We start from the raw sequence: 11,590 nt of genomic DNA, 5'->3' as shown, positions 1-11,590 counted from the left end.
GCCCGGCTCCTCCGCCGGCTCAGACCGCCCGGGCCGCGGTCGTGATCAGCTCGACGGCGGCGGGCTCGGGCAGCCTCGTGGTGTCGATCACGAGGTGGTAGAGCCGTGGATCGGCGGGATCGGCCCCGTAGAAATGCTTCACGTAGGCCGCTCGGGCGCGGTCATTGTCATCGAGCATACGCTCAACATCGCGCTGGGACGTCCCGCTCACCGGGAACCCGCCCGTTCCGGGGCCCGCGTCCGGCTCGCCGGCGCCGGCGAGCGCGCGGGCCAGCCGGCGGTCGCGCGGGCCGTCCAGCCGGACGTGCAGGGCGCCGGGCCGGTCGGCCAGCAGGACGGCGCCGGCGCGGCCCAGGATGACGCCGCCGTCGCCGTCGGCGGCACGGCCGATGATCTGCTCGGTGTGGGCGACGAACTCCTCCTCCGGGACGAGGGTCCGGTCGGGGAGGTAGACGTCCATGCCGCCCAGCGAGACGGTGGGCAGCCGGGCGGCGCTCGCCAGGATGCGGCCGAGCCCGCTCTCGGCCCGGTCGTCGTGGGCGAGCGCCTCCTCCAGCGTGCAGCCGATCTCCGCGGCGACCGTGGCGGGGATCGCGCGGTCCACGAACGGCAGCCCGAGCCCGCCGGCGACGGCGGGCCCGATGGAGCTGCCGCCCGCGCCGTACGTGGCGGAGATCGTCACGACGCGTGCGCTCACACCACCATCATGCCCGTTTCCGGTCAGACCTGGTGAGACCCGGTCAGAAGAGCGCCGACTGGAGGCCGCGGCGGGCCTTGCCGACCCGCGGGTCCTCGGCGGGCAGCACCTCGAACAGGCCGAGCAGGTGCTTGCGGGCGGAGTCGCGGTCGTCGCCGGCGGTCCGGCGGACGGCGCCGACCAGCCGGTCGAAGGCGGCCTCGATCCGGCCGGACACCAGCTCGATGTCGGCGGCCTGGATCTGCGCCTGGACGTCGCCGGGCTCGGCGTCGGCCCGGGTCATCACCTGCTGCGCGTCCAGCGTCCGGACCCGCAGGCTCAGCTCCACCAGCGCGATGCCGCGCTTGGCCTCGGTGTCGGCCGGGTTCGCGTCGAGGATCCGCTGGAACGCGGCCTTGGCGCCGTCGAGGTCGCCGCGCTGCAGCGCCTCCTCGGCCTCGGTGTACATCGGGTCGGCCGGCGGCTGCTGCGGGCCGCCGGGCTCCGCGCCGGGGCCGGGGGCGGCGGCGCCCTCGGGCATGATGCCCTCCTGCACCAGCGCGGCCATCAGCTGGTCGAGCGCCTGCCGCACCTGGGGCTCGGGGGCGGCGCCGTTCAGGAACGGCATCATCTGGCCGCCGACGACCATCGCGACGAACGGGATCCCGCGCACGCCCATCTGCTGCATGTACTGCGCGAGGGCCGGGTTCGCGTCGATGTCGATCTTGGCGAGGATCCACGCGCCCGCGGCCTCGTTCGCCAGCTTCTCCAGGATGGGGCCGAGCTGCTTGCAGGGCCCGCACCACTCGGCCCAGAAGTCGACCAGCACCGGGACGGTGCGCGACCGCTCCACCACGTCGGTGTTGAAGGTCTGGTCGGTGACGTCGATGACGTACTGGCCGCCGCCGGCCGCGCCGTCCGCCGCGCCGGACGCGCCGGCGGCCTCCGCGCGCGCCTGGCGCTCCTGCTGCTTCTTGGCGGCTGCCTGGCGGGCTCCCAGGTCAATGGCCCCGTGCAACGAAAAGTCCCGAGAAGGCATGGGTCCATCCTGCCCCATGAACCGGCCGGACGGTGCGCGCGTCCGCTCCCAGCGGAGCGCGGCGCCGTCCGGGACCTCGCCGTACGGGTGCCGCGCACCGTTCCGCCCGGGCCCGCCGAGGGTGTGCCGACAGAGCCGGAATAAGTCGCATAATTCACCCGACCCGTGCGCCGGCAAAGAATCCCGCCGCCGCGTCGGGTAAGGAGAAAGAAGGCTGACAGCAATCGCCAAGGCTGGTTATAGTCACGTTGTCGATGCAAGGTGCGACGGCTAATAGAGGCTCGCCGCCGGGGCTCCCCGAGAGGCCCGGAATCGAGCGGAAAAGCGCCGCGGCGGGGGGAAAGGCCGCAGGCGCTCCTCTCGGGTCGCCCGCAATCGCATGACGGAACAACGGGGGGTGTGAATGATCGCGGATCATTCCGCGATCGTGGCCCGAGGGATGGGTGTCCGCCGCGGGGGGCGGTGGCTCCTGCGCCCGGTGGCCTTCGGCATCGCCGAGGGCGTGGTCGGCCTGGCCGGTCCACCTGGTGTCGGTAAATCCACTCTATTGGCTACGTTCGCGACATTGCGCCGGCCGCACAGCGGGCGCCTCGACATACTCGGCCACGACACCGGCGACACCCGCGGACGGCGCGCCGTCCGGGCGAGGATCGGATATCTGCCGGGCCGATTCCGCTGGTCCAGGAACATGACGGCGGAGGAACTGGTCGCCTATTCGGCCTATTACAAGAGGGTGCGGGCACCCGCGGCGCGGGACGTGATGAAACGTTTCGGAATCGCCGACGACTCGCGTACCGAGCTGGCCCTTCTGCCGCCCGACGTCCGGCTGCGCGCCGGTCTCGCGGCGGCCTGCGTGCACGAGCCCGAACTGGTCGTGCTCGACGATCCGCTGGAGGAGTTGTACGCGGGCCGTGGCGCCGCCGACGAGGCCGCGATCGCCGAACTGATCCCGCTGATCGGCGCGCTGGCGCCGACGGTGGTCGTCTCGGCGGCCCGCCCCGAGCGGCTGGCGCCCTGGTGCCGGCACGTCCTCACGCTCGCCCGCGGCCGGCTGACGCAGTACGAGCCCCGCCCCACCGCTCCGGCCACCGTTCCCACCATGCCCACGGTGGCCGGCGGCACGGCGCACGTGCTCGCCGCCACCGGCGCCCCGCCGCACCGCGACGGCGCGCCCGCCGGTGCGCCCGCCGGTGCGCGCGGCCGGCCGGACCGGGCGGGCCCGCCCATGTTCCCCGCGTTCCGGGCCGCGCTGCCGTTCCGGCCGCCCCGGCTCGGCGCCGGCCGGCCCGCGGGGAGCGGCGCCGGTGTCTGAGCTGGGACGGGTGCTCCGGCTCGACGCCCGCCGGGCGGCCCTGCTGATCGCGGTGCCGCTGCTGACGGGGATCGGGATCGTCACCGCCTGGCTGTCGCTGGTCCCCGGCGTCGCGTACTGGGACAACTCCACCGTCATCCTGATCGGGTCCGTCCGGCTGCTCGGCCCCGTCGCCGCCGGCGTGGCCGCCTGGGCCGCCGTGCGCGAGCGGGGCCTGGACTACCTGCGCGACCTGTCCCCCCGCTCCCCGGCCACCGGGGCGCTGCTCGACCTGGCGCTGCTGGCCGCCGCGGCGATGATCGCGTACGGGACGGTCACCGCGGTCGTGGCCGTGGAGACGGCGCTGCGGCAGGCGGCGGGCCGCCCCAGCGCGCTGGGGATGCTCGCCGGCGCCGCCGCGCTGCTCCTGCACGTGGCGGCCGGCTACCTGGCCGGCCGGCTGGTCCCGCGCCCCGTCACCGCGGTGGCCGTCATGGCGCTGGCCGGGGCGTGGGCGGCGGTGCGCGTCCCCGGCGCCTCCTGGTGGAGCCTGCTCCCCCCGGCCGCGCTGGAGGAGGTGGAGCTGTTCACGGCGCTGCGCGCCCGCGTCCTGGCCGACCAGGCCCTGTGGGCCGCGGCGGGGACGGCCTCGCTCGTCCTGGCGTACGTCGCGTGCACGGCCCGCCGCGCCGTCCTCGCCGTGCCGCTGGCCCTCGCGCTCGCGGCCACCGGCGCCGCGACCGCGCGGCTGCACGCGTCCGGCGGCGACGCGGCCGCCCCCGCCCCGGCCCGGCCGGCGTGCCGGCACTGGCCGCTGCAGATCTGCGTCCATCCGGCGCTGCGCTCCGCGCTGCCCGCGCTCATGACGGCGGTGACCCCGCTGGCGACGCGGCTGAGCGGGACCCCCGGCGAGTTCACCCGGGTCGTCCAGCGCCCCGCCGCCGAACCCCTGACGGTGGCGAACGGCACGGCGTCCATCCACCTCGACGACGCCCTCACCCCCGGGTACGAGCAGCGCGCCGTCCAGCAGATCCAGAACGCGCTCGCCGACCCCCGCTCCTGCGCCGCGCCCCGCCACCCCGGCTACCGCGAACTGGTGGACGCCTGGCTGCTCGGCCGACGCGCTCCGCGGATCGCCGACGCGACGGCCGCGAGCCGCTTCGCCTCCTGGGACGAGGAGCGCCGCCGTTCCTGGCTGCGTACCAACTACGCCCAGTACCGCCGCTGCGATCTGGGGCCGAGCGACTTCAGGCCGCCCCGCAGGCTCCCCGTCCGCGTCCCGCGCGACAGGCGCTAGATACGCCGATCCCCCGTACGGAGCCCGTACGGGGGAAGAGCTTCCCCTGCATGGCCGCGGCGAGACCCCCCAGACCCGCCACGGCCATGCAGAGCCTTCAGGCCGAGGCGCCCTGCGGGCGCTCGGCCGGCTTGATCCAGTGGCGCTCCACGAAGAAGGGGGCCACCGGCAGCACGGCTGCGATCAGCGCGAGCAGCGTCCGCTTCATGTTCCAGCCCAGCGTCTCCCGCGCGACCACCGCCAGCCCCACGTAGGCGATGAACAGCACCCCGTGCAGGGCACCGGTGATCGACACCGCCACCGGCATGTCGCCGATGTACTTCATCGGCATCGCGACCAGCAGCAGCAGGAGGAAGGAGGTCGCCTCGGCGATCGAGACGATCCGGAATGCACGAACGATGTCCACGCCTAGCCAACGTACCGGCACCCCGGCAGTGTTTCGAACACACGTATGGCCCTGCTCACATCGGCCGGCCCTGCCCGTGCCCGCCTCCGTACCGGAACCGCCCGGTAAGGTGACCCGCCCGGAACGCCGGGAATGCCGTAACGCATGGCACGTTCCGCGCAAGAGAACGCTGAGACCCCCGCCCCCCGCAGGCGCGGCGCCCGGACCCTCGTCCTGGCGGTCGTCCTGACGGTCGCGGTCGTGATCGCGGGGCAGCAGATGCTCCGGATGCTGCCCGGCCGCCTCAACCCGTTCGCCGAGGAGACGAAGGACCGCAGCGGCCCCGCGCTGCTCCAGTCCATCCGCGACCTGGCCCGCTTCGAGTCGGCCAGCGGCAGCTTCCAGGTGATCGTGGACCTGGAGAAGGACGCGAAGTTCCTGCCGGGCTCGGTGCGGGGCACGCGCACCCTGTTCGTCGGGAACGGCTCGGTCGACGCCTACGTGGACTTCTCCAAGCTCGCCGCGGGCGGCGTCACCGTGAACGCCGACCGCACCGCCGCGACCGTACGCCTCCCCCGCGCCCAGTTGGAGCCGACCAACCTCGACCCCAAGCGCAGCTACGTCTTCTCCACCCAGCGCGGCCTGACCAACCGCATCGGCGACTTCTTCAGCAGCAACCCCAACAACCAGCAGCAGCTCTACGTCCTGGCGAGCCAGAAGATCCAGACCGCCGCCGCCGAGAGCGGCCTCCAGAACCGCGCCGACCAGAACGCCAAGGCGATGCTGACCAACATGCTGAAGGCCCTCGGCTTCAAGACCGTGACCATCCAGCCCGCGTCCCAGTAGGGCGCGCCGGGGGTCAGTCCCGAACGCGGACGATCAGCGCGTCGCCCTGGCCGCCGCCGCCGCACAGGCCGGCGGCGCCGGTGCCGCCGCCGCGGCGCTTCAGCTCGTACGCCAGGTGCAGGACGATGCGGGTGCCGGACATGCCGACGGGGTGGCCGAGGGCGATGGCGCCGCCGTTGACGTTGACCTTCCCGGCGTCGAGACCGAGGTCGCGCATCGACTGGATGCCGACCGAGGCGAACGCCTCGTTGATCTCGACGAGGTCGAGGTCGGCGGCCGTGAGGCCCTCCTTGCCGAGGGCGTGCGCGATGGCGTTGGACGGCTGGGACTGGAGCGAATTGTCGGGGCCGGCGACGCTGCCGTGCGCGCCGATCTCGGCGAGCCACGTCAGCCCGAGCTCCTCGGCCTTGGCCTTGGACATCACGACGACGGCGGCGGCGCCGTCGGAGATCTGCGAGGACGAGCCGGCGGTGATGGTGCCGTCCTTGCTGAACGCGGGGCGCAGCCGGCCCAGGGACTCGGTGGTGGTGTCGCCGCGCACGCCCTCGTCGGCGGCGAAGACGACCGGCTCGCCGCGGCGCTGCGGGATGCTCACCGGCGCGATCTCCTCGTCGAACACGCCGTTCTTGGCGGCCGCGGCGGCGCGCTGGTGGGAGCGGGCGGAGAACTCGTCCTGATCGGCGCGGCTGATCCCGAGCCGCGCGTTGTAGCCCTCGGTGGACTCGCCCATGGAGACCTGGTCGAACGCGTCGGTCAGCGCGTCGTACGCCAGGTGGTCGAGCACCTCGATGGACCCGTACTTGTAGCCGGGGCGCGACTTGGGCAGCAGGTGCGGGGCCTGGGTCATGGACTCCATGCCGCCGGCGACCACGACGTCGACCTCGCCGGCCCGGATCAGCTGGTCGGCCATCGCGATGGCGTTCAAGCCGGACAGGCAGACCTTGTTGATGGTGATCGACGGGACGCTCATCGGGATGCCCGCCTTGACCGCGGCCTGGCGGGACGGGAGCTGCCCGGCGCCGGCCTGGAGCACCTGCCCCATGATCACGTACTGCACCTGGTCGCCGGACACGCCGGCGCGCTCCAGCGCCGCCTTGATGGCGTGCGCGCCGAGGTCCGCGGCGGAGAAGTCCTTCAGCGCGCCGAGGAGGCGGCCGATCGGGGTGCGCGCTCCGGCGACGATCACGGACTGTGCGGTCATGAGGGGGCCTCCACAAAGGTTCGGCGGCGACGTTTGCCACGATACCCAGAGCGACCGAACGGGATTTCGGGCGCCCCGCCCCTGGCCGGGCCCCGTCGACCCGCCGTCCCACCTGGAGGAGCACCCATGCTGACCCGCATCGACCACATCGGGATCGCCTGCCACGACCTGGAGGCGACCGTGGAGTTCTACCGGGAGACGTACGGCTTCACCGACGCGCACTTCGAGGTGAACGAGGAGCAGGGCGTCCGCGAGGCGATGCTGAAGATCAACGCGACCGGGGACGGCGCGGCGAGCTACATCCAGCTGATCCAGCCGATCCGGGACGACTCCACCGTCGCCAAGTGGCTGGAGAAGAACGGCGAAGGCGTGCATCACATTGCCTTCGGCACGGACGGGGACGTCCAGGACGAGGCGGACGGGATCGCGGGCAAGGGCGTCCGGGTGCTGTACGACGCGCCGAGGCGGGGCTCGATGGGCTCGCGGATCACGTTCCTGCACCCGAAGGACTGCCACGGCGTGCTCACGGAGCTCGTCCAGAAGGCCCGGGACTGACCCGTTACGGGTCTGCGGGCGCCGCGCTCCGCACCGGCCGGACACGCCGGCACGTGTCCGGTTTAGGGGCTTTCACCGGCGAAGATGATCAGACTTGCGGGGACACGTCGGGAAACCCGTGGATCGTGACGTGTTCGATATCACAACGGTGAGTACGGGGCTGGGAGCGCCAGTGTGTAGTGATTCGGGCACGTTTGGTGCTTTTCCGAGGCGCACCCCCGGGCACCTGGGACGTCGTGGGCAACCGCACAAAAAGGACAAAGTACGCAGCGCGTCAAGATGAGCCCCCAACACGGCAGCTCCCGGAGTACGCTTCTGTCGCCGGAAGAGGTCTGGGGCACTGCGCCATTTCAGCCAGGCGATCAACCGGTCCCCGGAACCACCCGTAGCCCCGTCACATCAGGATTGAGCCACATGCAGTCCGACATCGACGCCCAGCTCAGCAACTTCTTCGAAGACACGCCCCCACGCGAGTTCGACGTGGTGCTCCGCGGCTACGACCGGCACCAGGTCGACGAGCACATCAAACAGCTCGACAACGAGGTCCGGCAGGCCCGCGAGTCCACCGGCGCCCTGCAGCGGGAGCTGTCGGACGCGCACCGCCAGCTGCAGGAGCAGGAACGCCCGACCTACTCCGGTCTCGGCGCCCGCATCGAGCAGCTGCTGCGACTCGCCGAGGAGCAGGCCACCGAACTCGTCCAGGCCGCCCGGTCGGAGGCCAACGAGATCAAGGCCGCGGCCAAGGTCGACGCGGCGGAGCTGCGCGCCACCGCCGAGAACGACGCCTCCGAGCTGCGCGCCACCGCGCAGCGCGAGGGCGACGAGATGCGCAACGCGGCCGAGCGCGAGGCCGAGGACGTCCGCACCTCCGCCCGCCGCGAGGCCGACGAGCTGACCTCGACCACCGAGCGCGAGGTCGCCAAGCTGCGCGCCACCGCCGACCACGAGGTCGCCGAGAAGCGCGCCAGCGCCGAGCGTGAGATCGCCAAGCTCCGGACCACCACCGAGCGCGAGGTCGCCCAGCTGCGCGCCTCCACCAAGCGCGAGCGCGACGAGATCCTCACCACGGCCAAGCGGCAGGCCGACGAGATGCGGGCCCAGGCCCAGCGCATCCTGGAGGAGAGCGAGGCCCAGCGCGCCCAGGCCGAGGCCGAGTTCGAGATCCAGCTGGCCGCCCGCCGCGAGGAGGCCGACCGGCAGGACGCCGAGCGGCACGCCAACGCGCAGCAGGCCACCCAGAAGCTGGTCGCCGAGGCCGAGCAGCGCGCCGCGTCCGCCGAGCAGCGGGCGGCCAAGGCCACCCAGCAGGCCGAGCAGACCCGCCGCGAGGCCGACTCGCACGCCAAGCAGCTGATGGCCAACGCGCGCAAGAACAGCGACAACGTCATCGCCGAGGCCAAGTCGCAGGCCGAGCAGCTGCTCGCCGAGACCAAGGCCGAGGCCGACCGCGTCCGCACCGCCGCGCAGCGCCAGGTGGACGAGCTCACGCGCCAGCGCGACAGCATCACCAGCCACCTCAACCAGCTGCGCCAGCTCATCGGCGGCGTGGCCCCGTCCATGGGCGGCGCCGACGAGATCGCCGCCCCGCCGGAGAAGCCCGCGATCTCCTCGCCGGAGCCCAAGCCCGCGCCCGCGCAGGCCGCTCCGGCCCAGGCCAAGCAGCCGGCCGCCAAGGCCGCCCCGGCCAAGGCCGCGCAGGCCAAGAAGTCCGACGAGGACGACGAGGACTGGTGGCAGGAGTAGGGCGCCGACAGAACGCGGGCGGGGCGCGGGTGGGCCGGACCCGCTGACACGCCCGGCTCTTCCGGACGCGAAGCGAAAAGCCTGGAGGTGGGAAACTACCTCTAGGCTTTTCCGCGTCTGAACCGGTATCGCGTGGGTCGTCCCCTCCCGGCACGGTCAGCTCCCGCGCGGACGGCCGGACGGAGAACGAGGAGAGTGCCGTGTCAGAAGACGTCCCCCCGAAGAACCGGCCTCCCCTGCCCGAGGACGCCGCCGGCGACGACGGCACCGAGGAGACCGGGACGGCCGGGGAGGCCGCGGCGGCCGGACGCGCACCGGACGCCTCCGTTCCGCCGCCGTCCCCGCCCGCCGACGACGAGCCCGTCGACTCTCCCGAACCCGCAGACTCTCCCGAACCCGCCGAGCCCGCCGAGCCCGCGGCCGCCGCGGCGCCCGCCGAATCGGGAGGATCGGTACGGCTCGGCGACGTGGCCACGGTCGACGACGACGACAACGGCGGCGTCACCGGCAAGACCCTGACCAGGCCGGAGCCCGAACCGGAGGCCGGCCCGGAACGGGCGCTGCCCGTACCGGCGGGGACGGCGGCGCCTCCCGCGACCCCGGACCCGGCCCTCGACATCGAGCAGCGCAAGCGCGAGGCGGGCGTCGACCAGCGGTTCCCGTTCGGACGGCCCGGCCGGCCGCTCGGCCAGGCGCACCCGTTCGTGTTCGGCTTCACCGCCGCGCTGGGCGTGATGACCGCCTACATCCTGGTCCGGGCCGCCGCCAACGCGCAGTCCGTGATCATCATGCTGGTCGTGGCGATGTTCCTGGCGGTCGGCCTCAACCCGGCGGTGGAGCGGCTCAAGCGGCTCGGGCTGTCGCGCGGCTGGTCGGTGGCCGTGGTCTTCCTCGGCGTGCTGCTGTTCTTCTCCGGGTTCGTGGCCTCGCTCATCCCGCCGCTGACCGACCAGGTCTCGGCGCTGACCAAGAACGTCCCGATCTACATCCAGCAGCTCCAGGACAACCCGAAGATCGCCGAGTGGGACCAGCGCTACAGGCTGCTGGAGCAGGCCCAGAAGAAGATCAACGACCCCAAGTTCCAGGAGACGCTGGCCACCCGGGCGTACGAGGTCGGCCGGCAGGCGGTGAGCGGGACCGTCCAGTCGCTGACGATCCTCATCCTGACGCTGTACTTCCTCGGCTCGCTGCCGCAGATCAAGACGTTCGCCTACCAGCTCGCGCCGCGCTCGCGGCGCGCCCGGGTGGCGCTGCTCGGCGACGAGATCCTGGACCGGATCGGCGGGTACGTCGCGGGCCAGTTCACGATCGCGTTCATCGCGGGGCTCGCCAGCTACATCTTCCTGGAGATCCTCGGCCTGCCGTACGCGCTGGCGCTGTCGCTCATCGTCGCGGTGACCGCGCTGATCCCGCTGATCGGCGCGACGATCGGGGCGGTGGTCGTGACGCTGGTGGCGTTCCTGAACGGGCTCCCCGAGGGCATCGCCAGCATCGTGTTCTACGTGATCTACCAGCAGGTGGAGAACTACCTGGTCTACCCGCGGATCATGAAGCGGACGGTGGACGTGCAGCCGGCCGTGACGATCGTGGCGGCGCTGGTCGGGGCGGCGCTGCTGGGGGTGATCGGGGCGCTGCTGGCGATCCCGACGGCCGCCGCGATCTCGCTGGTGATCCGGGAGGTGTTCCTGCCCCGGCAGGAGTCGCTGTAGCTACTGGGAGGCGCGCGCCAGCGCCGCGGCGAACTCCGACACCGCCTGGTTGAACAGGTCGGGCTGCTCGACGGCGCACAGGTGCCCGGCGCGCGGGATGACCGTCAGCTCGGCGTTCGGCATGACGTCGGCCATCGCGCGGGCGTCGTCCTCGGTGCTGACGGCGTCCTCGGAACCGACCATGACCAGCGCGGGGACCTTCAGCCCGCGCAGCGTCTCGAACGAGGGCTCCCGCGCGGCCATCGCCCGCAGCGCCCACGCCGCGGCCGGGGGCGGGGTGGACTGGACGAGCCCGCGCACCCGCCCGTACACCAGCGCCCGCTGCCGGAGCGTGGTGGGCCCGACCAGGTGCGGCAGGACCTCGTCCAGCAGGACGCTGACGTCGCCGTCGCGGTCGATGGCCTCGGCCTGGCGGAGCCGGGCGAGCCGGACGGTGTCGGTGTCCTCGGCGGCCTTGGTGTCGGCGAGGACGAGGCCCAGCACGAGGTCGGGATGGCGGCGGCACAGCGCCATCGCCACGTACCCGCCCATCGACAGCCCGCCGACGACCGCCCGCGCGACGCCGAGCCGCCGGAACATCCGGGCGACGTCGTCGGCCATGAGCTCCACCGACGGCTCGTCCGCGCCGAGCCGCGAGCCGCCGAAGCCGCGCAGGTCGGGTGTGATCACGCGGAACCGCCCGGCGAGCCCCTCGCGCTGCCCGAGCCACATCGCCGACGACAGGGGGAACGCGTGCAGGAGAACGAGCGGCGTGCCGGTCCCGATGTCCCTCGCGTACAGCTGCACGGTCATGGCGCAATCGTTACCCGTGCGGGCGGCCATGGAGAGCCGGGTGGCCGTGATCGGTC

11 protein-coding genes are annotated in these 11,590 nt (G+C 73.1%); 6 read left to right on the top strand and 5 right to left on the bottom strand.

The features are described 5' to 3' along the window. Positions 1 to 19: 19 nt before the first annotated feature. Together AB0881_RS18995 and AB0881_RS18990 are read right to left on the bottom strand one after the other, a co-directional pair. Positions 20 to 697, bottom strand: a complete 678-nt coding sequence (locus AB0881_RS18995; protein ID WP_366618241.1) for a cytidylate kinase-like family protein — start codon at positions 695 to 697, stop codon at positions 20 to 22. 43 nt (positions 698 to 740) lie between these two features. Further along, positions 741 to 1,694, bottom strand: coding sequence for a tetratricopeptide repeat protein (locus AB0881_RS18990; protein WP_366618240.1), 954 nt, complete (start codon positions 1,692 to 1,694; stop codon positions 741 to 743). 424 nt (positions 1,695 to 2,118) lie between these two features. Here AB0881_RS18990 and AB0881_RS18985 point away from each other — a divergent pair, with 424 nt between their 5' ends. Both AB0881_RS18985 and AB0881_RS18980 read left to right on the top strand, forming a co-directional pair. Beyond that, positions 2,119 to 3,027 (top strand): ATP-binding cassette domain-containing protein, encoded by a 909-nt coding sequence (locus tag AB0881_RS18985; protein WP_366618239.1) that lies wholly within the window; start codon positions 2,119 to 2,121, stop codon positions 3,025 to 3,027. Continuing rightward, entirely contained in the window at positions 3,020 to 4,303 is a 1,284-nt protein-coding gene (locus AB0881_RS18980) for a hypothetical protein (RefSeq protein ID WP_366618238.1), read from the top strand. The genes AB0881_RS18985 and AB0881_RS18980 overlap by 8 nt, the downstream gene beginning before the upstream one ends. A 97-nt stretch (positions 4,304 to 4,400) precedes the next feature. On the opposite strand, the gene AB0881_RS18975 is transcribed toward AB0881_RS18980, so the two are convergent. Continuing rightward, positions 4,401 to 4,709 (bottom strand): DUF3817 domain-containing protein, encoded by a 309-nt coding sequence (locus AB0881_RS18975; protein ID WP_366618237.1) that lies wholly within the window; start codon positions 4,707 to 4,709, stop codon positions 4,401 to 4,403. 144 nt (positions 4,710 to 4,853) lie between these two features. Between AB0881_RS18975 and AB0881_RS18970 the strand changes: the two genes are divergently transcribed. Beyond that, positions 4,854 to 5,534, top strand: coding sequence for a DUF4230 domain-containing protein (locus tag AB0881_RS18970; RefSeq protein ID WP_366618236.1), 681 nt, complete (start codon positions 4,854 to 4,856; stop codon positions 5,532 to 5,534). Positions 5,535 to 5,547: 13 nt separating this feature from the next. Here AB0881_RS18970 and AB0881_RS18965 read toward each other — a convergent pair whose 3' ends face one another. After that, positions 5,548 to 6,735, bottom strand: a complete 1,188-nt coding sequence (locus tag AB0881_RS18965) for an acetyl-CoA C-acetyltransferase (RefSeq protein WP_366618235.1) — start codon at positions 6,733 to 6,735, stop codon at positions 5,548 to 5,550. A 126-nt stretch (positions 6,736 to 6,861) separates the two neighbouring features. Between AB0881_RS18965 and mce the strand changes: the two genes are divergently transcribed. The 3 genes from mce (at position 6,862) to AB0881_RS18950 (ending at position 10,742) form a co-directional block, all read left to right on the top strand. Beyond that, on the top strand, positions 6,862 to 7,290 hold the full coding sequence (gene mce, locus AB0881_RS18960) for a methylmalonyl-CoA epimerase (RefSeq protein WP_366618234.1): 429 nt from the start codon (positions 6,862 to 6,864) through the stop codon (positions 7,288 to 7,290). Between the two features lie 414 nt (positions 7,291 to 7,704). Then, positions 7,705 to 9,033 carry a DivIVA domain-containing protein gene (locus tag AB0881_RS18955; protein WP_366618233.1) on the top strand — a complete coding sequence of 443 codons (1,329 nt, stop codon included), beginning with the start codon at positions 7,705 to 7,707 and terminating at the stop codon, positions 9,031 to 9,033. A gap of 200 nt (positions 9,034 to 9,233) precedes the next feature. Continuing rightward, on the top strand, positions 9,234 to 10,742 hold the full coding sequence (locus AB0881_RS18950) for an AI-2E family transporter (protein WP_366618232.1): 1,509 nt from the start codon (positions 9,234 to 9,236) through the stop codon (positions 10,740 to 10,742). Here the strand turns inward: AB0881_RS18950 and AB0881_RS18945 are convergent, their stop codons facing one another. Further along, positions 10,743 to 11,534: an alpha/beta fold hydrolase gene (locus AB0881_RS18945; RefSeq protein ID WP_366618231.1), complete on the bottom strand. Its 792-nt coding sequence runs from the start codon at positions 11,532 to 11,534 to the stop codon at positions 10,743 to 10,745. Between the last annotated feature and the right edge of the window lie 56 nt (positions 11,535 to 11,590).

The sequence above is a fragment of the Spirillospora sp. NPDC029432 genome (assembly GCF_040703975.1).
In the GTDB taxonomy this organism is placed as follows: Bacteria; Actinomycetota; Actinomycetes; order Streptosporangiales; family Streptosporangiaceae; genus Spirillospora.
This window is presented reverse-complemented; position numbering and strand designations above follow the sequence as displayed.

Excerpts from the sequence above, each read along its gene's own strand:
- AB0881_RS18985 (WP_366618239.1), top strand. The coding sequence starts at position 2,119 with ATGATCGCGGATCATTCCGCGATCGTGGCCCGAGGGATGGGTGTCCGC.
- AB0881_RS18970 (WP_366618236.1), top strand. The coding sequence starts at position 4,854 with ATGGCACGTTCCGCGCAAGAGAACGCTGAGACCCCCGCCCCCCGCAGG.
- AB0881_RS18965 (WP_366618235.1), bottom strand. The coding sequence starts at position 6,735 with ATGACCGCACAGTCCGTGATCGTCGCCGGAGCGCGCACCCCGATCGGC.
- mce (WP_366618234.1), top strand. The coding sequence starts at position 6,862 with ATGCTGACCCGCATCGACCACATCGGGATCGCCTGCCACGACCTGGAG.
- AB0881_RS18955 (WP_366618233.1), top strand. The coding sequence starts at position 7,705 with ATGCAGTCCGACATCGACGCCCAGCTCAGCAACTTCTTCGAAGACACG.
- AB0881_RS18945 (WP_366618231.1), bottom strand. The coding sequence starts at position 11,534 with ATGACCGTGCAGCTGTACGCGAGGGACATCGGGACCGGCACGCCGCTC.